The organism is Bacillus sp. AF23 (genome assembly GCF_020861455.1).
Taxonomy (GTDB): Bacteria; Bacillota; Bacilli; order Bacillales; family Bacillaceae; genus Bacillus; species Bacillus halotolerans.
In genome coordinates this window covers 444428-466229 of record NZ_JAJHVY010000015.1, presented here as the reverse complement: position 1 = coordinate 466229, position 21802 = coordinate 444428, and the positions used below count along the sequence as shown (strand labels likewise).

The 21802-nt window shown below is 44.9% G+C and carries 23 protein-coding genes; 22 read left to right on the top strand and 1 reads right to left on the bottom strand.

What is annotated here, in order from left to right; genetic code table 11:
- Nucleotides 1-5: 5 nt before the first annotated feature.
- The 12 genes from LNN34_RS07585 to ftsY all read left to right on the top strand — a co-directional run bounded on the left by LNN34_RS07585 (nucleotide 6) and on the right by ftsY (nucleotide 14685).
- A complete protein-coding gene (locus LNN34_RS07585; RefSeq protein WP_059352898.1) occupies nucleotides 6-1664 on the top strand; it encodes a DAK2 domain-containing protein in 1659 nt (552 codons plus the stop codon).
- A 139-nt stretch (nucleotides 1665-1803) separates the two neighbouring features.
- Nucleotides 1804-2466: an L-serine ammonia-lyase, iron-sulfur-dependent subunit beta gene (gene sdaAB, locus LNN34_RS07580; RefSeq protein ID WP_024121369.1), complete on the top strand. Its 663-nt coding sequence runs from the start codon at nucleotides 1804-1806 to the stop codon at nucleotides 2464-2466.
- A gap of 23 nt (nucleotides 2467-2489) precedes the next feature.
- On the top strand, nucleotides 2490-3392 hold the full coding sequence (gene sdaAA, locus LNN34_RS07575) for an L-serine ammonia-lyase, iron-sulfur-dependent, subunit alpha (protein WP_044155925.1): 903 nt from the start codon (nucleotides 2490-2492) through the stop codon (nucleotides 3390-3392).
- Nucleotides 3370-5418, top strand: coding sequence for an ATP-dependent DNA helicase RecG (gene recG, locus LNN34_RS07570; RefSeq protein WP_044155924.1), 2049 nt, complete (start codon nucleotides 3370-3372; stop codon nucleotides 5416-5418). Before sdaAA ends, recG begins: the two co-directional genes overlap by 23 nt.
- A 107-nt stretch (nucleotides 5419-5525) precedes the next feature.
- Nucleotides 5526-6092, top strand: coding sequence for a transcription factor FapR (fapR, locus tag LNN34_RS07565; RefSeq protein ID WP_024121372.1), 567 nt, complete (start codon nucleotides 5526-5528; stop codon nucleotides 6090-6092).
- A gap of 13 nt (nucleotides 6093-6105) precedes the next feature.
- Nucleotides 6106-7104 (top strand): phosphate acyltransferase PlsX, encoded by a 999-nt coding sequence (gene plsX / locus LNN34_RS07560; protein ID WP_059335803.1) that lies wholly within the window; start codon nucleotides 6106-6108, stop codon nucleotides 7102-7104.
- Nucleotides 7105-7122: 18 nt separating this feature from the next.
- A complete protein-coding gene (gene fabD, locus LNN34_RS07555) occupies nucleotides 7123-8076 on the top strand; it encodes an ACP S-malonyltransferase (protein ID WP_229043054.1) in 954 nt (317 codons plus the stop codon).
- Nucleotides 8069-8809, top strand: coding sequence for a 3-oxoacyl-[acyl-carrier-protein] reductase (fabG, locus tag LNN34_RS07550; RefSeq protein ID WP_024121375.1), 741 nt, complete (start codon nucleotides 8069-8071; stop codon nucleotides 8807-8809). The genes fabD and fabG overlap by 8 nt, the downstream gene beginning before the upstream one ends.
- Before the next feature lie 83 nt (nucleotides 8810-8892).
- On the top strand, nucleotides 8893-9126 hold the full coding sequence (gene acpP, locus LNN34_RS07545) for an acyl carrier protein (RefSeq protein WP_003154310.1): 234 nt from the start codon (nucleotides 8893-8895) through the stop codon (nucleotides 9124-9126).
- 139 nt (nucleotides 9127-9265) lie between these two features.
- A complete protein-coding gene (gene rncS / locus LNN34_RS07540) occupies nucleotides 9266-10015 on the top strand; it encodes a ribonuclease III (RefSeq protein ID WP_010334220.1) in 750 nt (249 codons plus the stop codon).
- Between the two features lie 100 nt (nucleotides 10016-10115).
- Nucleotides 10116-13676, top strand: a complete 3561-nt coding sequence (gene smc / locus LNN34_RS07535) for a chromosome segregation protein SMC (RefSeq protein ID WP_229043053.1) — start codon at nucleotides 10116-10118, stop codon at nucleotides 13674-13676.
- Nucleotides 13677-13695: 19 nt separating this feature from the next.
- Nucleotides 13696-14685, top strand: a complete 990-nt coding sequence (gene ftsY, locus LNN34_RS07530) for a signal recognition particle-docking protein FtsY (protein WP_044155917.1) — start codon at nucleotides 13696-13698, stop codon at nucleotides 14683-14685.
- A 39-nt stretch (nucleotides 14686-14724) separates the two neighbouring features.
- Here the strand turns inward: ftsY and LNN34_RS07525 are convergent, their stop codons facing one another.
- Nucleotides 14725-15210, bottom strand: coding sequence for an Ig-like domain-containing protein (locus LNN34_RS07525; RefSeq protein ID WP_044155916.1), 486 nt, complete (start codon nucleotides 15208-15210; stop codon nucleotides 14725-14727).
- A 176-nt stretch (nucleotides 15211-15386) separates the two neighbouring features.
- On the opposite strand from LNN34_RS07525, the gene LNN34_RS07520 reads away from it, so the two are divergent.
- From LNN34_RS07520 to LNN34_RS07475, 10 genes are all read left to right on the top strand, one after another.
- On the top strand, nucleotides 15387-15719 hold the full coding sequence (locus LNN34_RS07520; RefSeq protein WP_044155914.1) for a putative DNA-binding protein: 333 nt from the start codon (nucleotides 15387-15389) through the stop codon (nucleotides 15717-15719).
- A 13-nt stretch (nucleotides 15720-15732) separates the two neighbouring features.
- Nucleotides 15733-17073: a signal recognition particle protein gene (gene ffh / locus LNN34_RS07515; RefSeq protein ID WP_044155913.1), complete on the top strand. Its 1341-nt coding sequence runs from the start codon at nucleotides 15733-15735 to the stop codon at nucleotides 17071-17073.
- 105 nt (nucleotides 17074-17178) lie between these two features.
- The gene (rpsP, locus tag LNN34_RS07510) at nucleotides 17179-17451 is read left to right on the top strand and encodes a 30S ribosomal protein S16 (RefSeq protein WP_003220815.1); all 273 of its coding nucleotides are present in this window, start codon (nucleotides 17179-17181) and stop codon (nucleotides 17449-17451) included.
- Nucleotides 17451-17696 carry a KH domain-containing protein gene (locus LNN34_RS07505; protein ID WP_024121381.1) on the top strand — a complete coding sequence of 82 codons (246 nt, stop codon included), beginning with the start codon at nucleotides 17451-17453 and terminating at the stop codon, nucleotides 17694-17696. The genes rpsP and LNN34_RS07505 overlap by 1 nt, the downstream gene beginning before the upstream one ends.
- A 121-nt stretch (nucleotides 17697-17817) precedes the next feature.
- A complete protein-coding gene (locus LNN34_RS07500) occupies nucleotides 17818-18204 on the top strand; it encodes a YlqD family protein (protein ID WP_044155912.1) in 387 nt (128 codons plus the stop codon).
- Nucleotides 18205-18208: 4 nt separating this feature from the next.
- The gene (gene rimM / locus LNN34_RS07495; protein WP_044155911.1) at nucleotides 18209-18733 is read left to right on the top strand and encodes a ribosome maturation factor RimM; all 525 of its coding nucleotides are present in this window, start codon (nucleotides 18209-18211) and stop codon (nucleotides 18731-18733) included.
- Entirely contained in the window at nucleotides 18730-19461 is a 732-nt protein-coding gene (gene trmD / locus LNN34_RS07490) for a tRNA (guanosine(37)-N1)-methyltransferase TrmD (RefSeq protein ID WP_024121384.1), read from the top strand. The genes rimM and trmD overlap by 4 nt, the downstream gene beginning before the upstream one ends.
- A 138-nt stretch (nucleotides 19462-19599) precedes the next feature.
- On the top strand, nucleotides 19600-19947 hold the full coding sequence (gene rplS / locus LNN34_RS07485) for a 50S ribosomal protein L19 (RefSeq protein ID WP_010334229.1): 348 nt from the start codon (nucleotides 19600-19602) through the stop codon (nucleotides 19945-19947).
- A gap of 144 nt (nucleotides 19948-20091) precedes the next feature.
- The gene (gene ylqF, locus LNN34_RS07480; RefSeq protein ID WP_010334231.1) at nucleotides 20092-20940 is read left to right on the top strand and encodes a ribosome biogenesis GTPase YlqF; all 849 of its coding nucleotides are present in this window, start codon (nucleotides 20092-20094) and stop codon (nucleotides 20938-20940) included.
- A 70-nt stretch (nucleotides 20941-21010) separates the two neighbouring features.
- Nucleotides 21011-21778 (top strand): ribonuclease HII, encoded by a 768-nt coding sequence (locus LNN34_RS07475; protein WP_059335800.1) that lies wholly within the window; start codon nucleotides 21011-21013, stop codon nucleotides 21776-21778.
- Nucleotides 21779-21802: the final 24 nt, after the last annotated feature.

Below are 21802 nucleotides of genomic sequence, written 5' to 3'. Positions count from 1 at the left end.
TAGGATTGTCTATCAGAACATTAGACGGCAGAACCTTTGCCGAGATGATTCTTGCAGGTGCACAGAATCTGTCGCAAAACGCGAGTGCGGTTGACGCGCTCAACGTGTTTCCGGTGCCGGATGGTGATACGGGAACAAACATGAACCTGTCAATGACTTCCGGGGCAAGAGAAGTGGAGCATTTGGAGACAAGTGATATCGGTAAAGTGGGCTCCGCGTTATCTAAAGGATTGCTCATGGGGGCAAGAGGGAATTCAGGAGTCATCCTGTCCCAATTGTTCCGAGGATTCAGTAAAAGCATTGAAACAAAAAAAGAAATTAATGCAAAAGAGTTTGCCGCCGCGCTGCAAGCCGGTGTCGATATGGCTTACAAAGCAGTCATGAAGCCTGTGGAGGGAACCATCTTAACAGTTGCAAAAGATGCTGCGAAACAAGCGGTGGCCCTGGCGGAAAAAGAAACCGATATCATTGCGCTGATGACATCGGTGACAAAGGAAGCTGAGGCATCCTTAAACCGGACACCGGAATTGCTGCCTGTCCTGAAGGAAGTAGGAGTCGTTGACAGCGGAGGCAAAGGCCTGCTTTGTGTGTATGAAGGTTTCCTCGCTTCATTAAAAGGAGAGACCGTTCCTGAGAAAACCGTTCTTCCGTCACTTGATGACATGGTCAGCGCAGAGCATCATAAGAGCGCGCAGAGCATGATGAATACAGATGATATTGAATTCGGTTTCTGTACAGAAGTGATGGTAAGGCTCGATCAGAATAAAAGAGAATTTGATGAAGGCACATTCAGAAATGACCTCAGCCAATTTGGTGATTCTCTTTTGGTTATTGCAGACGAGTCTCTGGCGAAGGTTCATATTCATGCTGAAGAGCCGGGAAACGTGTTAAACTACGCTCAAAATTACGGTGAATTAATAAAAATCAAAATTGAAAACATGAGAGAGCAGCACACTTCCATCATCAGCCAGGACAGCGAGCCTGCTCACAGCGAGAAAGCGGCAAAGCAGCCGTACGGCATTGTGACTGTTGCGATGGGAGAAGGCATTTCTGATTTATTCAAAAGCATTGGCGCTTCCGTTGTAATTGAAGGCGGCCAGACAATGAATCCGAGCACTGAGGATATTGTCGATGCTGTAAGATCTGTAAATGCAGACACTGTGTTTATCTTACCGAATAACTCCAACATCATCATGGCTGCTAATCAAGCGGCCAGCGTAATGGGTGAACAGGTTTTTGTCATTCCTGCCAAAACGGTTCCGCAAGGCATGTCAGCGCTGCTGGCATTTAATCCGGATCAGGAGCCTGAAGCAAATGAAGCCAATATGCTAAGTGCCATTCAGCAAGTAAAAAGCGGACAGGTGACATACTCAGTCAGGGATACTCATATTGACGGACAAGACATAAAAAAAGGCGACTTTATGGGAATTCTGAATGGAACGATTATCGGCAGTGCTGAAGATCAGCTGGGTGCTGCAAAAATGCTCTTGTCAGAAATGATCGGAGAAGAGGACGAAATTGTCACCATTCTTTATGGAGAAGATGCGTCTCAAGAAGAAGCTGAAGAGCTTGAAGCGTTTCTCAACGACAAGTACGAAGAGATTGAGGTTGAAATCCACAACGGAAAACAGCCGCTGTATTCGTATATAATTTCTGCAGAATAGAAGGGCAAATTGCCCTTCTATTCTTATGTCTGCTTTTAAGTGCGGCAGCGCTGTAACGCGCCCGCTTGCCATTTTATATCCGATCAATTAGTCTAGAAGCAAAGCCGCTTATAAGCTCTGTTTCATAAGGAGGAATAGCATGAAATATAGAAGCGTTTTTGATATTATCGGCCCGGTTATGATCGGTCCGTCCAGTTCGCATACAGCAGGCGCGGCGAGAATCGGGAGAGTGGCCAGAAGTTTATTTGGCAGAGAGCCTGAGCGCATCGTTGTGTCCTTTTACGGCTCTTTTGCTGAAACATATAAGGGTCACGGCACAGATGTGGCAATTATCGGCGGTCTGCTTGATTTTGATACATTTGACGAACGGATTAAAACCGCTATACAAATTGCAGAAGATAAAGGAATTGATATAGAGTTTCGAGTTGAAGACGCTGTTCCGGTTCACCCGAACACAGCTCGAATTAGTATTTCTGATGAAAAGGGAGAACTTGAACTGACGGGAATTTCGATAGGCGGAGGAAAAATTGAAATCACAGAATTAAACGGCTTTGAGCTCCGTCTGTCTGGAAACCACCCTGCCATTCTAGTTGTCCATAATGACAAGTTTGGCACCATTGCAGGAGTTGCCAATGTCCTTGCGAAATTCTCAATCAACGTCGGCCATATGGAAGTCGCCCGCAAGGATATTGGTCAGCTTGCGCTGATGACAATAGAAGTGGATCAAAATATTGACGATGATGTTCTCGATGAGCTGTCGAAGCTGCCGAACATTATTCAAGTGACAAAGATTGCTGACTAGCGAAGGGTCAGGAGGAGCCAGTTATGTTTCGTAATGTAAAAGAATTAATTGAGATAACGAAAGAAAAGCAAATATCCATCTCTGACATCATGATCGCTCAAGAGATGGAAGTAACAGAAAAAACAAAAGAAGAAATTTTTCAGCAGATGGATCACAATCTGACTGTTATGGAAGCGGCGGTTCAGAAAGGGCTTGAAGGAGTTACGAGTCAAACGGGCTTAACAGGCGGGGATGCCGTTAAATTACAGGCCTACATTCGATCTGGAAAAAGCCTGTCGGGAGCGCTGATTTTAGACGCAGTATCGAAAGCTGTCGCAACAAATGAAGTGAATGCCGCCATGGGAACAATCTGTGCGACACCGACTGCCGGATCTGCAGGTGTAGTGCCGGGTACGTTATTTGCCGTGAAAGAAAAACTGAACCCGACAAGAGAACAAATGATCCGCTTTTTATTTACGGCGGGAGCTTTCGGATTTGTCGTAGCAAATAATGCAAGTATTTCCGGTGCTGCCGGCGGGTGTCAGGCAGAGGTAGGATCTGCCTCGGGTATGGCAGCTGCGGCAATTGTTGAAATGGCAGGCGGAACACCTGAGCAAAGTGCGGAGGCCATGGCCATTACATTAAAAAATATGCTCGGCCTTGTGTGTGATCCTGTTGCGGGCCTTGTTGAAGTGCCTTGTGTGAAGCGGAATGCAATGGGCGCATCAAACGCGATGATTGCTGCTGATATGGCATTAGCAGGCATTACAAGCCGGATTCCATGTGACGAGGTCATCGATGCGATGTATAAAATCGGCCAAACGATGCCCACTGCCCTTAGAGAAACAGGCCAGGGCGGTTTAGCGGCAACACCGACGGGAAGAGAATTAGAGAAAAAAATATTCGGAGGAGCGCTGGGTTCAAGTGAAACAACATCAGCAAACTAGTATAGCCAACATTAAGGGCATTGGGCCGGAAACAGAAAAAACATTAAATGAACTCGGTATTTATGACATTTCTGATCTTCTGAATTATTTCCCTTATCGCTATGATGACTACGAGCTGAGGGATTTAGAAGAAGTACAGCATGATGAAAGAGTCACAGTTGAAGGGAAGGTTCATTCAGAGCCTTCTCTTACCTATTACGGAAAAAAACGAAACAGGCTGACATTTCGCCTTCTTGTCGGCCATTATTTAATCACTGCCATTTGTTTTAACCGTCCTTATTTAAAGAAAAAGCTTTCGCTGGGCTCTGTTGTGACGATTTCCGGAAAATGGGACAAGCACCGTCAGACCATTTCTGTTCAGGAATTAAAAAATGGGCCGCATCAAGAGGATAAAAGCATTGAACCAGTCTATTCCGTGAAAGAAAATGTCACCGTCAAAATGATGAGACGTTTTATTCAGCACGGGCTGACCCAATATGCGGACTCAATACCTGATCCTCTCCCGGAAAATCTTAAAGTTCGCTATAAGCTGCCGGACTATCATCAAGCGTTAAAAGCGATGCACCAGCCAGAAACAAGAGAAGCATTAAAGCTGGCCAGACGCCGATTCGTTTACGAAGAATTTTTATTATTTCAGTTGAAAATGCAGGCGTTCCGAAAGGCGGAAAGAGAGCAGTCACAAGGGATACGGCAGCGTTTTTCAAACGAAGAACTCATGACATTTGTCAAAAGCCTCCCGTTTCCTCTCACCAACGCCCAATCCCGCGTGCTTCGCGAAATAACAGCAGACATGTCTTCCCCATATAGAATGAACCGTCTTCTTCAAGGAGACGTCGGATCAGGAAAAACGGCAGTCGCTGCCATCGCGCTTTATGCGGCCATTTTATCCGGATATCAGGGAGCGCTTATGGTTCCGACAGAAATTCTTGCTGAACAGCATGCTGATTCCCTTGTTTCACTGTTTGAAAAGTGGGATGTCAATGTCGCCCTTCTGACAAGCTCTGTAAAAGGGAAGCGCCGAAGGGAATTGCTTGAGCGGCTTGCTGCGGGAGAGATTGATATTCTTGTAGGAACCCATGCTTTAATCCAGGATGAGGTCGAGTTTAAAGCGCTAAGTCTTGTCATTACGGATGAGCAGCACCGATTTGGAGTTGAACAGCGGAAGAAGCTTCGGAACAAAGGGCAGGATCCCGATGTGCTCTTTATGACAGCCACTCCGATTCCGAGAACCCTGGCGATTACTGTTTTCGGTGAAATGGATGTCTCCGTCATTGATGAGATGCCGGCGGGGCGGAAACAAATCGAGACCTATTGGGTGAAACATGACATGCTGGACCGCATTCTGGCATTCGTCGAAAAAGAATTAAAGCAAGGCAGACAGGCGTATATTATCTGTCCGCTGATCGAAGAATCAGACAAGCTTGATGTGCAAAACGCTATAGATGTATACAATATGCTTTCTGAGGTTTTCCGTGGAAAATGGAACGTCGGTCTGATGCACGGAAAACTGCATTCCGATGAAAAAGATCAGGTGATGAGGGAATTCAGCGCGAATACGTGTCAAATTCTCGTATCAACCACTGTTGTTGAAGTCGGAGTGAATGTCCCGAATGCAACGATTATGGTCATTTACGACGCCGATCGCTTTGGTTTGTCCCAGCTTCACCAGCTGCGCGGCCGAGTCGGCCGCGGCGAGCACCAATCCTACTGCATTCTTATGGCTGATCCGAAATCAGAAACAGGAAAAGAACGGATGAGAATCATGTCGGAAACCAATGACGGCTTTGAACTGTCTGAAAAGGATTTGGAACTGAGAGGCCCGGGAGATTTCTTTGGAAAAAAACAAAGCGGAATGCCTGATTTTAAGGTGGCGGACATGGTTCATGATTACAGAGCGCTTGAAACGGCAAGGCAGGACGCTGCAAATCTGGTGGCTTCGGAAGCGTTCTGGAACGACCCTGAATATGGGGCGCTAAGAGAGCATTTGCTGAAAAGCGGAGTCATGGACGGGGAAAAATTGAGCTGAGGCAAGAAGTTTTTGGTGTTTAGCCAGAAACAATCATTGCATTCCAATCTATGAAATTATATACTACTATTAGTACCTAGTCTTAATTTGCCGGATGGTGTTTAGATATGAGAAGAAATAAGAAAGAACGCCAGGAATTACTTCAGCAGACGATCAAAGCAACCCCATTTATTACAGATGAAGAATTAGCGGGAAAATTCGGAGTTAGCATACAGACGATTCGTTTGGACCGCTTGGAGCTTTCCATACCGGAGCTGAGAGAAAGAATTAAGAACGTGGCAGAGAAAACGCTTGAAGATGAAGTGAAGTCCCTGTCACTAGACGAAGTCATCGGAGAAATTATTGACCTTGAGCTGGATGATCAGGCGATTTCTATTTTAGAAATAAAACAGGAGCATGTATTCAGCCGGAATCAAATTGCAAGAGGACACCATTTATTTGCTCAGGCGAATTCTTTGGCCGTTGCAATTATAGATGACGAATTGGCGCTGACTGCAAGTGCAGACATCCGCTTTACCAGGCAGGTAAAGCAGGGTGAGCGCGTCGTTGCGAAAGCGAAAGTGACGGCGGTTGAGAAAGATAAAGGAAGAACGGTTGTCGAAGTGAACAGCTATGTTGCAGAGGAAATTGTTTTTTCTGGACGCTTTGACATGTACCGTTCAAAACATTCATAAAGGTGGAGCATGCATGAGAATAGCTGTAGATGCAATGGGAGGAGACCACGCTCCCAAAGCTGTTATTGACGGAGTTATGAAGGGTATAGAGTCATTTGATGATCTTCATATTACACTTGTCGGTGACAAGACAACAATAGAATCGTATTTAACAACATCATCAGATCGCATCACGGTGCTGCACGCAGATGAAGTGATTGAGCCTACGGACGAACCGGTCCGCGCCGTGCGGAGAAAAAAGAACTCTTCTATGGTTCTGATGGCGCAGGAAGTTGCAGAAGGCAGAGCTGACGCCTGCATTTCAGCAGGAAATACCGGCGCGTTAATGACAGCCGGCCTGTTTATTGTGGGAAGAATTAAAGGAATTGACCGCCCTGCGCTTGCACCGACACTGCCAACTGTATCAGGCGGCGGATTTCTGCTCCTTGATGTCGGCGCCAATGTAGATGCCAAGCCTGAGCATCTCGTTCAATACGCCATTATGGGTTCTGTTTATTCCCAGCAAGTCCGAGGCGTGACTTCACCGAGAATCGGTCTTTTGAATGTCGGAACAGAAGATAAAAAAGGAAACGAATTGACGAAGCAGACGTTCCAATTATTAAAAGAGGCAAACATCAACTTTATCGGAAACGTGGAAGCACGGGACCTTTTAGACGATGTAGCAGATGTCGTAGTAACGGACGGATTTACCGGGAATGTTACACTCAAAACGCTTGAAGGCTCTGCGATGTCCATTTTTAAAATGATGAGAGAAGCGCTCACGTCAAACTTTACATCTAAGCTTGCGGCCGCTGTGCTGAAGCCGAAGATGAAGGAAATGAAAATGAAAATGGATTATTCCGAATACGGCGGAGCAAGTCTTTTCGGTTTGAAAGCGCCGGTAATCAAGGCACACGGCTCTTCTGATGCCCGTGCGGTTTACCATGCGATCCGCCAAGCCAGAGAGATGGTCAGCCAAAACATGGCTGCGCTCATTCAGGAAGAAGTAAAAGAAGAAAAAACAGATGAATAGTCTGGAGGTTTTTACATCATGAGTAAGATTGCATTTTTATTCCCTGGTCAGGGATCTCAATTTATCGGCATGGGGAAAGAGCTTTATGATCAGGTTCCAGCTGCAAAACGTCTGTTCGATGAAGCGGACGAAACATTGGAAACAAAGCTTAGCTCACTGATTTTTGAAGGTGATGCCAAAGAATTAACCCTTACATACAATGCGCAGCCTGCTTTGCTGACGACTAGCATTGCTGTGCTTGAAAAGTTTAAAGAATCAGGCATTACACCTGATTTCACAGCCGGACACAGCCTTGGAGAATATTCTGCACTGGTGGCGGCTGGCGCAATGAGCTTTAAAGACGCTGTTTATACTGTCAGAAAACGCGGTGAGTTCATGAACGAAGCGGTGCCGGCCGGAGAAGGAGCGATGGCTGCCATTCTCGGCATGGATGCCGACGCATTGAAACAAGTAACCGATAAAGTCACTGAGGATGGCCACCTTGTGCAGCTTGCCAACCTCAACTGTCCCGGACAAATCGTTATTTCCGGAACGGCAAAAGGAGTAGAGCTTGCATCTGAACAGGCAAAAGAGAACGGCGCTAAACGTGCGATCCCGCTTGACGTAAGCGGTCCGTTCCATTCTGAACTGATGAAGCCTGCCGCTGATAAGCTGAAGGAAGTCTTGGACTCCTGTGAACTGAAAGACGCAGGCGTGCCGGTGATCTCAAATGTTTCTGCAGATGTGATGACAGATAAGGCAGACATTAAAGAGAAACTCATTGAGCAGCTGTACTCCCCGGTTCGTTTTGAGGAAACTGTTAACAAGCTGATCGCAGAGGGTGTTACGACGTTTATTGAAATCGGTCCCGGCAAAGTGCTTTCAGGCCTTGTGAAAAAAGTAAACAGACGCTTAAAAACCATTGCCGTATCAGACCCGGAAACGATTGAACTGGCAATTCAAACGCTTAAGGAGGAGAATGAGAATGCTTAATGAAAAAACAGCTGTTGTCACTGGCGCATCCCGCGGAATCGGCCGTTCAATCGCCCTTGACTTGGCCAAAAACGGTGCAAACGTTGTCGTTAACTACTCAGGCAGCGAAGCGAAAGCAAATGAAGTCGTAGATGAAATCAAATCAATGGGCAGAAAAGCAATTGCTGTCAAAGCCGATGTATCAAATCCTGAAGATGTACAAAACATGATAAAAGAAGCGATTTCTGTTTTCTCTACAATTGACATTCTAGTGAACAACGCCGGAATTACAAAAGACAATCTCATCATGAGAATGAAAGAAGATGAGTGGGATGATGTTATTAACATTAACCTGAAGGGTGTTTTCAACTGCACGAAAGCTGTGACAAGACAAATGATGAAGCAGCGTTCAGGCCGGATTATTAACGTATCGTCTATCGTCGGCGTCAGCGGAAATCCTGGACAAGCCAACTACGTGGCTGCAAAAGCAGGTGTGATCGGCTTAACAAAGTCTTCAGCTAAAGAGCTCGCAAGCCGCAACATCACAGTTAATGCGATTGCGCCTGGATTTATCTCAACTGATATGACAGATAAGCTTGCCAAAGACGTTCAAGATGAAATGCTGAAACAAATTCCGCTCGCTCGCTTTGGCGATCCCGGAGATGTCAGCAGCGTCGTCACGTTTCTTGCTTCAGAGGGAGCGCGTTACATGACAGGCCAGACGCTTCATATTGACGGCGGAATGGTAATGTAAGTTTTTTCTCGAAAATTTCATCATAGTTACTCTAGTTTTTTAAAAACGAATCCACTATAATACTTGAGGGGAGGTGAATTGCTATGGCAGATACATTAGAGCGTGTAACGAAAATCATCGTAGATCGCCTTGGCGTTGATGAAGCAGACGTCAAACTTGAAGCTTCTTTCAAGGAAGACTTAGGTGCTGATTCCCTGGATGTAGTTGAGCTTGTTATGGAACTTGAAGACGAGTTTGATATGGAAATTTCTGACGAAGATGCTGAAAAGATTGCAACAGTCGGCGACGCTGTGAACTACATACAAAACCAGCAATAAGCTGATGCTAAAAGTCCCGCTGAAATGCGGGGCTTTAGCCCTTTATTCGTGCAGTTATTACAGCATGCCGCTTTTACGCGCGCTGTATCCGGTTTAGTCAGAGAAGCGCGGTGAACCTGATGTGCCTATGGAGGTTACTATGTCAAAACACTCACATTATAAAGATAAGAAAAAGTTCTATAAAAAAATAGAACAATTTAAAGAGTTTCAAGAACGGATCTCGGTTCACTTTCAAAATGAAAAGCTTTTGTATCAAGCATTTACACATTCATCTTATGTGAATGAGCATCGGAAAAAGCCGTATGAAGATAATGAAAGGCTTGAATTTTTAGGTGACGCTGTTTTGGAACTGACGATCTCCAGATTCTTATTTGCCAAGTATCCGGCTATGAGTGAAGGAGATTTGACGAAATTGAGAGCCGCGATTGTATGCGAACCGTCTCTCGTTTCATTGGCTCACGAACTGTCATTCGGCGATCTTGTCCTATTAGGGAAAGGCGAGGAAATGACGGGCGGCAGAAAACGTCCTGCACTTTTGGCGGATGTCTTCGAAGCATTTATCGGAGCCTTGTATCTTGACCAGGGATTAGAGCCGGTCGAAAGTTTCTTAAAAGTCTATGTGTTCCCTAAAATAAACGATGGTGCTTTTTCTCATGTGATGGATTTTAAAAGCCAGCTGCAGGAATACGTGCAGCGGGACGGCAAGGGCTCGCTGGAGTATAAAATATCCAACGAAAAAGGACCTGCCCATAACCGTGAATTCGAAGCCATCGTATCTCTAAAAGGTGAACCACTCGGAGTCGGAAACGGCCGTTCAAAGAAAGAAGCCGAACAGCACGCTGCTCAGGAAGCTCTAGCTAAATTGCAAAAACACCATACGAAACAATAAAATCCCCCTGAGTTATAAGGGGGATTTCAGTATGTTTGCCGTCTTATTTCATCCATGTTTATGATAAAATTGAAATACTTATTACATAAGGAGGATCGCTATGTTCCTCAAACGTTTAGACGTTATAGGATTTAAATCATTTGCAGAACGGATTTCCGTTGATTTTGTAAAAGGCGTCACTGCGGTTGTCGGCCCGAACGGAAGCGGAAAAAGCAATATCACAGACGCTATTCGCTGGGTTCTTGGAGAACAATCAGCACGTTCCCTTCGCGGCGGGAAAATGGAAGATATTATTTTTGCCGGCAGTGATTCGAGAAAACGGTTAAATCTTGCCGAAGTTACACTTACGCTTGATAATGACGATCATTTTTTGCCGATTGACTTCCATGAGGTCAGTGTCACAAGACGTGTGTACAGATCTGGCGAGAGTGAATTTTTAATTAACAATCAGCCGTGCCGCTTAAAAGATATTATTGATTTATTTATGGACTCAGGACTTGGAAAAGAAGCATTTTCGATTATCAGCCAAGGGAAAGTGGAAGAAATCCTGAGCAGCAAAGCGGAGGATCGCCGCAGTATCTTTGAAGAAGCAGCAGGGGTGCTCAAATACAAAACGAGAAAGAAAAAAGCAGAAAACAAGCTGTTTGAAACCCAGGATAATTTAAACCGGGTAGAAGATATATTACATGAGCTGGAAGGCCAGGTTGAACCTCTTAAAATACAGGCCTCAATTGCGAAAGACTACCTGGAGAAAAAGAAAGAGCTTGAGCACGTTGAAATTGCGCTGACCGCTTACGATATTGAAGAGCTGCACGCCAAATGGTCAAGCCTTCAGGAGAAAGTGCAAGCCGCTAAAGAAGAAGAGCTCGCTGAATCGTCTGCTATCACAGCAAAAGAAGCGAAAATTGAAGATGCGCGAGACAAAATTCAAGCGCTCGATGAATCAGTGGACGAGCTCCAGCAAGTCTTGCTTGTGACAAGTGAGGAGCTTGAAAAGCTGGAAGGGCGCAAAGAAGTACTGAAAGAACGCAAAAAAAACGCTGTGCAAAACCGAGAGCAGCTTGAAGAAGCCATCGTACAGTTTCAGCAAAAAGAAGCTGTGCTGAAAGAAGATCTTGCGAAGCAGGAAGCTGTTTTCGAAGCGCTTCAGACAGAAGTGAAAGATTTAAAAGCACAGGTGAAGGAAAAGCAGCAGGCTCTCAGTCTTCATAATGAAAATGTCGAAGAGAAAATTGAACAGCTGAAAAGCGATTACTTTGAGCTGTTAAACAGCCAGGCGTCGATTCGCAATGAGCTCCAGCTGCTTGATGACCAGATGTCCCAATCAGCCGTTACCCAGCAGAGGCTAGCTGATAATAATGAAAAGCATCTGCAGGAACGGCGCGATATTTCCGCCCAAAAAGCTGCATGTGAAACCGAGTTTGCCCGCATAGAGCAGGAGATTCACAGCCAAGTCGGCGCGTATCGTGAAATGCAGGTCAAATACGAGCAGAAAAAGCGTCAATATGAGAAAAATGAATCTGCTCTTTACCAAGCATACCAATACGTCCAGCAGGCGAGATCGAAAAAAGACATGCTTGAGACGATGCAGGGAGATTTCTCCGGCTTTTATCAAGGTGTTAAAGAGGTGCTGAAAGCGAAAGAGCGGCTTGGCGGTATTCGCGGGGCAGTCCTTGAGCTGATTTCAACAGAACAAAAGTATGAAACGGCCATTGAAATAGCACTCGGAGCTTCAGCACAGCATGTCGTAACCGATGATGAACAGTCCGCCCGTAAAGCGATTCAATATCTGAAACAGAATTCGTTCGGCCGGGCGACATTTCTGCCGCTTTCTGTCATCAAAGACCGTCAGCTTCAAAGCAGGGACGCGGCAACTGCGGAGCAGCACCCGTCATTTCTCGGGGTTGCCAGTGATCTTGTCACATTTGATCCTGCGTATCGCCGTATCATTCAAAACCTGCTTGGCACCGTTCTGATTACAGAGCATTTAAAAGGCGCAAATGAGCTTGCGAAGCTGCTTGGACACCGTTACCGCATTGTTACTCTCGAGGGCGATGTCGTGAATCCTGGAGGTTCAATGACGGGGGGCGCCGTTAAAAAGAAAAACAATTCCCTGCTAGGAAGAAGCCGGGAACTAGAGGATGTCACCCAGCGGCTCGTTGAGATGGAAGAAAAAACAGCGCAGCTTGAACAAGAGGTCAAAACCCTTAAGCAATCCATTCAGGAGATGGAGAAAAAACTGGCTGAATTAAGAGAGGCCGGGGAAGGCTTAAGAGTAAAGCAGCAGGATGTGAAAGGCCAGCTGTATGAGCTTCAAGTCGCTGAGAAGAATATCAATACTCACTTAGAGCTCTATGATCAAGAGAAATCAGCTCTGTCAGAAAGCGATCAAGAGAAGAAAGCGCGCAAACGCGAGCTGGAAGAAAAGCTTTCTTCCGTATCCGAAAAGATGAAACAGCTTGAAGAGGATATTGATAGACTGACAAAACAAAAACAGACACAGTCCTCTACAAAAGAGTCTCTCTCCAATGAGCTGACTGAGCTGAAGATCGCAGCAGCGAAAAAAGAGCAAGCATGTAAGAGCGAAGAGGACAACCTCGCTAGATTAAAGAAAGAGCTCCAAGAAACAGAGCTTGCTTTAAAAGAGACGAAAGAGGACCTAAGCTTCTTAACGTCAGAAATGTCATCAAGCACAAGCGGCGAAGAAAAACTGGAAGAGGCCGCGAAACATAAATTGAATGACAAAACAAAAACAATTGAATTGATTGCGTTAAGGCGTGACCAGAGGATCAAACTTCAGCAGGGGCTTGATACGTATGAGCGCGAGCTGAAAGAAATGAAGCGCCTGTATAAACAAAAAACAACGCTCTTAAAAGACGAAGAAGTAAAACTAGGCCGAATGGAAGTCGAGCTTGATAATTTGCTGCAATACTTGCGGGAAGAATACAGCTTGTCCTTTGAGGGAGCTAAAGAGAAATACCAGCTTGAAACAGATCCCGAGGAAGCACGAAAGCGCGTGAAGCTGATTAAACTCGCAATAGAAGAGCTTGGATCGGTAAACCTCGGAAGCATAGATGAGTTTGAGAGGGTTAACGAACGCTATCAATTCTTGTCAGAACAAAAAGAAGATTTAACAGAAGCAAAAAATACCCTGTTCCAAGTGATTGAGGAAATGGACGAAGAGATGACGAAACGCTTTAACGACACATTCGTCCAAATCCGCTCTCACTTTGATCAAGTCTTCCGCTCCTTATTCGGAGGAGGACGAGCGGAATTAAGGCTCACCGATCCGAATGATCTGCTGCATTCCGGAGTGGAAATTATCGCGCAGCCGCCGGGGAAAAAACTGCAAAACTTAAACCTTTTGTCTGGCGGAGAGCGTGCGCTTACTGCTATTGCGCTCTTATTCTCAATTTTAAAGGTGCGCCCTGTGCCGTTTTGTGTTTTAGACGAGGTAGAAGCCGCGCTTGACGAAGCAAATGTGTTCCGGTTTGCGCAGTATTTGAAAAAATACAGTGCGGATACCCAGTTTATTGTGATTACCCACAGAAAAGGCACAATGGAGGAAGCTGATGTGCTTTACGGAGTGACGATGCAGGAATCCGGTGTTTCTAAGGTCATCTCAGTGAAGCTGGAAGAGACAAAAGAATTCGTTCAGTAACGAGGAAAGAGGTTATAAGATGAGCTTTTTTAAAAAATTAAAAGAGAAAATCACAAAACAGACAGATTCCGTATCTGAAAAGTTTAAGGACGGCCTTGAAAAAACGAGAAACTCCTTTCAAAACAAAGTGAATGATCTCGTGTCCCGTTACCGTAAAATTGATGAGGACTTCTTCGAAGAGCTTGAAGAGGTCCTGATCAGTGCTGATGTCGGTTTTACAACGGTTATGGAGCTGATAGACGAGCTCAAAAAAGAAGTGAAACGCAGAAATATTCAAGATCCGCAGGAAGTGCAGTCTGTTATTTCTGAGAAGCTGGTGGAGATTTATAACAGCGGAGACGAACAAATTTCTGAGCTGAACATTCAGGAAGGTCGTTTAAATGTCATTCTCCTAGTCGGCGTAAATGGAGTCGGCAAAACGACAACGATCGGAAAGCTTGCTCATAAACTAAAGCAAGAAGGAAAGTCTGTTGTACTCGCTGCCGGAGACACTTTCAGAGCAGGAGCGATTGAACAGCTTGAAGTATGGGGAGAACGTACGGGTGTGCCTGTCATTAAGCAGGCGGCCGGCAGCGATCCTGCGGCTGTCATCTATGATGCTGTTCACGCTGCCAAAGCGAGAGAAGCCGATGTATTGATTTGTGATACGGCAGGGCGTCTTCAAAATAAGGTAAACCTGATGAAGGAGCTCGAAAAGGTGAAGCGCGTTATCGAAAGAGAAGTGCCTGAAGCGCCTCATGAGGTGCTGCTCGCCCTTGATGCCACCACTGGACAAAACGCAATGGCACAGGCGAAGGAGTTCTCTAAAGCAACAAACGTTACAGGAATTGCTTTAACAAAGCTTGACGGCACTGCAAAAGGCGGCATTGTCCTTGCAATTCGCAACGAGCTTCATATTCCGGTTAAATTAGTCGGTTTAGGAGAAAAAGTTGATGATCTTCAGGAGTTTGACGCTGAATCTTACGTATACGGGCTCTTTTCAGATTTAGTGGAAAAAGCGGAGGATTAAAAAGACAGACAGCCCCCAAAAGCCTTGGGGGCTGTTTTGTTATCGTCTCACTTGATAGGCGAAATGATAAAGGCTGTTATCAGTGGATAGCAATCTCGCATCACCTGAATAAACCCTGAATGGAATAATGTCATAGTAATGGACGGAAACAGATGTGTAATACGTGTAGTATCCAGCAGCAGGTCCTAAATACATCGGAACGTTAAACTTTCCGTTTTCATCAGTTGTTCCCGCAGCTGTCTGTGTTGTATTCCCGACTTTTGTATCTGCTTCAAAGCTGACTGGTGTGTTTGGCACTGGCGCTCCTTTTTCGTCGAGCAATGTACCGCTTATCGTAATATTGTACTTGACTCGCCAAAATTGGCCCTGTCCGTAATTGATTTTACCGTACACGCCTCCGTCCGTGCTAATATTTGAGATGGAGGCCTTATAAGGGGCTCCGGCCGCAGCTGCTTGCTGGGCGGGAAAAATAAATGGTAACACGGCAGCCAAGCATAACATAACCAATAAACCGATTTTTTTCATGAGAATCCTCCTTTAAAATAGGATCATATACAATATCGGAATAAATCAGATGATGTTTGGATAATATTGGAAAAAGTGATCGTTGCTTTGACAAGATAAAAACTTGACACTCACATTAAAACCATGTAAACTAAGTTATCGTAAAGGGATTTGACTTAACAAAGGGGAGAGCTCATATGTCGCTCGAAAAGACAACGAGAATGAATTATCTGTTTGATTTTTATCAGTCGTTGTTGACGTCTAAACAGAAGAGCTATATGTCTCTTTATTATTTGGACGATTTCTCCCTTGGCGAAATAGCCGAAGAGTATGAGGTTTCAAGACAAGCTGTTTATGATAACATCAAACGAACAGAAGCGATGCTTGAACAATATGAAGAAAAGCTGCTCCTTTTGAAAAAGTTTCAGGAGCGTAAAGAGATGTTTAATAAGCTGAAGGAGCTTGCTTCCGGTACTGAAGAAAAGGAAGAAATTACAGCTCTGATTGAAGCGCTTGAGAAATTAGATTAGGAGGCGGCAAACTATGGCATTTGAAGGATTAGCCGACCGACTGCAGCAGACGATTTCTAAAATCCGCGGAAAAGGGAAAGTCAGCGAACAAGATGTAAAAGATATGATGCGTGAGGTTCGTCTTGCGCTGCTTGAGGCTGACGTTAACTTTAAAGTAGTCAAGGATTTTGTCAAAAAAGTAAGTGAACGCGCTGTAGGCCAAGACGTCATGAAAAGTCTGACGCCCGGCCAGCAGGTCATTAAAGTCGTTAAAGAGGAACTGACTGAGCTGATGGGCGGCGAAGAGAGCAAAATCGCCGTTGCGAAGCGGCCGCCGACTGTTATTATGATGGTCGGTCTCCAGGGTGCCGGTAAAACGACAACGAGCGGTAAGCTTGCAAATCTGCTGCGCAAAAAGCATAATCGCAAACCGATGCTGGTTGCTGCCGATATTTACCGTCCTGCTGCAATCAAGCAGCTGGAAACGCTAGGCAAGCAGCTCGACATGCCTGTTTTTTCCCTTGGTGATCAGGTCAGCCCTGTAGAAATAGCCAAGCAGGCTATCGAAAAAGCCAAGGAAGAACACTATGATTATGTCATTTTGGATACAGCAGGCCGTTTGCATATCGACCATGAGCTTATGGATGAACTCACCCAAGTGAAAGAAATCGCGAATCCGGAAGAAATCTTTCTGGTTGTCGATTCAATGACCGGGCAGGATGCCGTGAATGTAGCCAAAAGCTTTAACGAACAGCTCGGTTTAACCGGTGTTGTGTTAACGAAGCTTGATGGAGACACGCGCGGGGGTGCTGCACTTTCCATTCGTGCGGTGACAAACACGCCGATTAAATTCGCCGGTTTAGGCGAAAAACTTGATGCATTAGAAGCATTCCATCCTGAACGCATGGCATCAAGAATTCTCGGCATGGGTGACGTGTTAACATTGATTGAAAAAGCTCAGGCAACCGTCGATGAAGACAAGGCCAAAGAGCTGGAACAAAAAATGAGAACAATGAGCTTCACATTGGATGATTTTCTGGAGCAGCTCGGACAGGTCAGAAACATGGGGCCTTTGGATGAGCTTCTGCAAATGATGCCGGGTGCAGGTAAGATGAAAGGCTTGAAAAATATTCAAGTTGATGAAAAGCAGCTGAATCATGTGGAAGCGATCATTAAATCGATGACCGTTCTTGAAAAAGAACAGCCGGATATCATTAATGCCAGCCGGCGCAAGCGGATTGCGAAAGGAAGCGGGACGTCCGTGCAGGAAGTCAACCGTCTGCTTAAGCAGTTTGACGAAATGAAAAAAATGATGAAGCAGATGACAAACATGTCAAAAGGAAAGAAAAAAGGATTTAAGTTACCTTTTATGTAATCGGTTATACATGATAAAACCGTTGTTAAGAAAAAACACTTTACAAACACTTTTATCATTGTTAATATACTATCTTGTTGAAATATTTTCGGAGGTGCTAGTAAAATGGCAGTAAAAATTCGTTTAAAACGTATGGGAGCAAAAAAATCTCCTTTCTATCGTATTGTTGTAGCAGATTCTCGTTCACCGCGTGACGGCCGTTTCATCGAAACAGTCGGCACTTACAACCCGGTTGCAAAACCAGCGGAAGTAAAAATCGATGAAGAGCTTGCTCTTAAATGGCTTCAAACTGGAGCGAAACCATCTGATACAGTTCGCAACTTGTTCTCTAGCCAAGGAATCATGGAAAAATTCCACAACGCTAAACAAGGCAAGTAATGACTGATCAACACTTGGAAGATTTGATTGTCACGATTGTGACGCCGCTTGTTGATCATCCAGATGACATTCGGGTCATAAGAGAAGAAACCGATCAAAAGATTGCGCTGCGCTTATCTGTTCATAAGTCAGATACCGGTAAAGTTATCGGGAAGCAAGGCCGGACTGCAAAAGCGATTCGAACAGCTGTATTTGCAGCTGGCGCACAGTCTTCTAAGAAAGTTCAATTTGAAATATTTGACTAAAAGGGAGAGGGCCGGCACCTCCCCTTTTTTTACACGCAAAAAACGGGTAAACTGATAGAAGATAAGACAAGATAGAAAAGTCTGGTCTTGAAAAAGTTTTAAAAGCAGGGAGCTTGGTGCGATGCAAATTATTCACCGTGTAGTCGTTATGCAAGTCTTAACCGAGCGCAGCAAAGAAAAGCTTTTATCTACTTTCACAGAAAAGAAGCAAATGCTTGAACGAGAATGCAGCCAGCTCTATTTTCAGCTTAGAAAACATGAAAAAGAACAGCAGAACCCAGATGTAATTGAACAATTTAAAAAGGCAATAGAAAAACGAAAAGATAATATGAAAATGATCGATTTTCAAATTACCCAAGTACATACATTACCGCTTGGCAGTGAAATGAAAGAAAAGGAAATCGATGCGCTGCTGACCATTGAAGTCGGAGATGACTGGCATGAGAAAACAGCAGCAAACACCATCGTCATAAAAGACGGAACAGTAATTGAAATTCGCCAGAGGTGATCATATGACAAAGCGATGGTTTAATGTCGGTAAAATTGTAAATACCCACGGAATTAAAGGTGAGGTGCGGGTCATTTCAAAAACGGATTTTGCCGAAGAACGGTACAAGCCGGGCAACACGCTGTATTTGTTTATGGACGGACGCCAAGAACCGATAGAGGTAACGGTAAACACGTACAGGCTGCATAAGCAATTTCATCTGCTGCAGTTTAAAGAAAGACAAAGCCTGAATGAAGTAGAGGAACTGAAAAACGCCATCATCAAAGTTCCTGAAGAGGATTTGGGTGAGCTGAATGAAGGAGAATTTTATTTCCACGAAATTATCGGCTGTGAAGTTTTTACCGAAGAAGGCGAACTGATCGGAAAGGTGAAAGAAATTTTAACACCGGGAGCCAATGATGTATGGGTAATCGGTCGTAAAGGTAAAAAAGACGCGCTGATCCCTTACATTGAATCAGTCGTCAAACAGATTGATGTCAGCGAAAAGAAAATTGAGATTCAACTCATGGAAGGATTAATAGACGAATGAAAATCGATTTTTTGACGCTGTTTCCTGAAATGTTTGAAGGGGTGCTCGGTTCATCCATTCTTCAAAAAGCCCAAGAAAAAGAAGCAGTGCAGTTCCAGATCGTCAATTTCCGGGAGTATTCTGATAACAAGCATAATACAGTGGATGATTATCCTTACGGCGGCGGAGCAGGTATGGTTCTGAAGCCTCAGCCTGTTTTTGACGCGGTTGAGGATCTGGCCTCAAAAGCCGACAGTCCGCCGCGCGTTATCCTTGTCTGCCCGCAAGGTGAGCGTTTCACCCAAAAAAAAGCCGAGGAATTGGCAAAGGAAGAGCATTTGCTGTTTATCTGCGGCCATTATGAAGGCTATGATGAGCGAATCCGCGAGCATTTGGTGACAGATGAAATATCAATTGGCGACTTCGTTCTGACAGGCGGTGAGCTGCCTGCGATGATGATTGCTGACAGTGTCGTCAGGCTGCTTCCGGGTGTGCTTGGCAAAGAGGCTTCCCACATAGAGGATTCGTTCAGTACGGGGCTCTTGGAGCATCCGCATTATACAAGACCGGCAGATTATAAAGGTTTAAAAGTGCCTGAAACACTTCTATCAGGAAACCATGCTAAAATCAAAGAATGGCGGAATAAAGAATCGATCAGAAGAACCTATTTAAGACGCCCGGATCTTCTGAAAGACTATCCGCTTACAGAGCAAGAAAGAAAATGGATTTCTGAATGGGAAAAAGAATAGATTTTATTGCATAGGCTATGAAATTGTGATAAGATACTACTTGTGGCTTGAACGGGCTTATCCGTTTAAGCTTGAAAACGATGTTCCGCTGTGCCGGGTTTTGTGGCCAAGAGCATCTGTTGGAAGGAGTTGAAAACGATGCAAAAACTAATTGAAGATATCACAAAAGAACAGCTTCGTACTGATCTTCCTACGTTCCGTCCTGGTGACACTTTACGTGTACACGTAAAAGTTGTTGAGGGTAACCGTGAGCGTATCCAGATCTTTGAAGGTGTTGTGATTAAGCGTCGTGGTGGTGGAATCAGCGAAACGTTCACAGTTCGTAAGATTTCTTACGGTGTTGGCGTTGAACGTACTTTCCCTGTACACACACCAAAAATCGCGAAAATCGAAGTTGTACGTTACGGTAAAGTACGCCGTGCTAAGCTTTACTACCTGCGTGAACTTCGCGGAAAAGCGGCTCGTATTAAAGAAATCAGACGATAATGATAACGAACGAAAAGAGCTTGTTACCAGTAACAAGCTCTTTTTTTATACAGAATTTGAAAATGCCGGTCAGGCATCGTAAAATACATAAAGAACAACTAAGAATCTTGCACACTCAGAAGATAAAGGCGGTGTTCGTGTCACATGACAATCCAATGGTTCCCTGGCCATATGGCAAAGGCAAGACGGGAAGTAACCGAAAAATTAAAATTAATCGATATTGTATATGAATTGGTAGATGCCAGAATCCCGATGTCATCAAGAAACCCAATGATTGAAGACATCTTAAAAAATAAGCCGAGAATTATGCTGTTAAATAAAGCTGACAAAGCAGATGCGGCAGTCACACAGCAGTGGAAAGAGCACTTTGAGAACCAAGGAATCCGCTCTCTGTCCATTAATTCTGTAAACGGCCAAGGATTAAATCAAATTGTTCCGGCTTCAAAAGATATCCTGCAGGAGAAATTTGACCGGATGAGAGCAAAAGGTGTAAAGCCAAGAGCGATCCGGGCGCTGATCATCGGCATTCCGAACGTCGGAAAATCAACGCTTATCAACCGGCTGGCAAAGAAAAACATTGCGAAAACCGGAGACAGACCCGGTATCACAACATCTCAGCAATGGGTCAAAGTCGGGAAAGAATTAGAGCTTTTAGACACTCCGGGGATTTTATGGCCTAAATTTGAGGACGAGCTTGTCGGGTTGAGGCTGGCAGTCACGGGTGCTATTAAAGACTCGATTATCAATCTTCAGGATGTTGCCGTGTTTGGCCTCCGTTTTCTCGAAGAACATTATCCTGAACGGCTTAAAGAACGCTACGGGCTCGATGAGATACCTGAAGACATCGCGGAGCTGTTTGATGCAATAGGTGAAAAACGCGGCTGCCTCATGAGCGGTGGGCTTATTAACTACGATAAAACGACTGAAGTGATCATTCGTGATATCCGCACAGAAAAGTTCGGGAGGCTGTCATTCGAACAGCCGACGATGTAAAGACGCGCAGAAATGCGGGTCTTTATTTTTTCCTGACAGGACCGATACATACAGTAAGGGAGAAGAGAAAGTGAATACATTAACCGTAAAAGACATTAGAGACCGTCTGCAAGAGGTAAGAGATGACCAGGACCCATTTCTTGCCCAGTGTGAAAATGATCCGAGAAAAAGCGTACAAGCGCTTGTAGAGCAATGGCTGAAAAAGCACGCAAAGGAAAAAGCGCTAAAAGAACAGTGGGTGAATATGACCTCCTATGAAAGGCTTGCGAGAAACAAGGGGTTTCGTTTTATTGCAGGAGTAGACGAAGTAGGCCGGGGCCCATTGGCAGGACCGGTTGTCGCCAGCGCAGTCATCCTGCCTGAGGAATGCGAAATACTTGGGCTCACAGACTCAAAAAAGCTTACAGAAAAAAAGCGTGAGGAATATTACGATCTCATTATGAAAGAAGCTGTGGCAGTCGGCATAGGAATTGTAGAAGCAGCTGTTATTGATGAGATCAATATTTATGAAGCCTCAAAATTGGCAATGGTCGAAGCAATCCGCGATTTGTCCGATACACCCGATTATTTGCTCGTTGACGCGATGACACTGCCGCTCGATACGTCTCAGTCTTCAATTATAAAAGGTGATGCCAAGAGCGTGTCTATCGCAGCAGGTGCGTGTATTGCGAAAGTAACGAGAGACCGGATGATGAGCGCATACGCCGAAAAGTATCCGCAGTACGGCTTTGATAAAAATAAAGGCTATGGGACAAAAGAGCATCTTGAAGCGCTCGCAGCTTATGGACCGACCGACTTGCACCGGAAAACTTTCGCTCCTGTTCAATCTTACAGATAATCTAATGGACAAGGAGGCACCTTT

Coding starts and splice junctions, on each gene's coding strand:
- sdaAB (WP_024121369.1), top strand. CDS start 1,804: ATGAAATATAGAAGCGTTTTTGATATTATCGGCCCGGTTATGATCGGT.
- sdaAA (WP_044155925.1), top strand. CDS start 2,490: ATGTTTCGTAATGTAAAAGAATTAATTGAGATAACGAAAGAAAAGCAA.
- fapR (WP_024121372.1), top strand. CDS start 5,526: ATGAGAAGAAATAAGAAAGAACGCCAGGAATTACTTCAGCAGACGATC.
- plsX (WP_059335803.1), top strand. CDS start 6,106: ATGAGAATAGCTGTAGATGCAATGGGAGGAGACCACGCTCCCAAAGCT.
- fabD (WP_229043054.1), top strand. CDS start 7,123: ATGAGTAAGATTGCATTTTTATTCCCTGGTCAGGGATCTCAATTTATC.
- fabG (WP_024121375.1), top strand. CDS start 8,069: ATGCTTAATGAAAAAACAGCTGTTGTCACTGGCGCATCCCGCGGAATC.
- acpP (WP_003154310.1), top strand. CDS start 8,893: ATGGCAGATACATTAGAGCGTGTAACGAAAATCATCGTAGATCGCCTT.
- rncS (WP_010334220.1), top strand. CDS start 9,266: ATGTCAAAACACTCACATTATAAAGATAAGAAAAAGTTCTATAAAAAA.
- smc (WP_229043053.1), top strand. CDS start 10,116: ATGTTCCTCAAACGTTTAGACGTTATAGGATTTAAATCATTTGCAGAA.
- ftsY (WP_044155917.1), top strand. CDS start 13,696: ATGAGCTTTTTTAAAAAATTAAAAGAGAAAATCACAAAACAGACAGAT.
- LNN34_RS07525 (WP_044155916.1), bottom strand. CDS start 15,210: ATGAAAAAAATCGGTTTATTGGTTATGTTATGCTTGGCTGCCGTGTTA.
- LNN34_RS07520 (WP_044155914.1), top strand. CDS start 15,387: ATGTCGCTCGAAAAGACAACGAGAATGAATTATCTGTTTGATTTTTAT.
- ffh (WP_044155913.1), top strand. CDS start 15,733: ATGGCATTTGAAGGATTAGCCGACCGACTGCAGCAGACGATTTCTAAA.
- rpsP (WP_003220815.1), top strand. CDS start 17,179: ATGGCAGTAAAAATTCGTTTAAAACGTATGGGAGCAAAAAAATCTCCT.
- LNN34_RS07505 (WP_024121381.1), top strand. CDS start 17,451: ATGACTGATCAACACTTGGAAGATTTGATTGTCACGATTGTGACGCCG.
- LNN34_RS07500 (WP_044155912.1), top strand. CDS start 17,818: ATGCAAATTATTCACCGTGTAGTCGTTATGCAAGTCTTAACCGAGCGC.
- rimM (WP_044155911.1), top strand. CDS start 18,209: ATGACAAAGCGATGGTTTAATGTCGGTAAAATTGTAAATACCCACGGA.
- trmD (WP_024121384.1), top strand. CDS start 18,730: ATGAAAATCGATTTTTTGACGCTGTTTCCTGAAATGTTTGAAGGGGTG.
- rplS (WP_010334229.1), top strand. CDS start 19,600: ATGCAAAAACTAATTGAAGATATCACAAAAGAACAGCTTCGTACTGAT.
- ylqF (WP_010334231.1), top strand. CDS start 20,092: ATGACAATCCAATGGTTCCCTGGCCATATGGCAAAGGCAAGACGGGAA.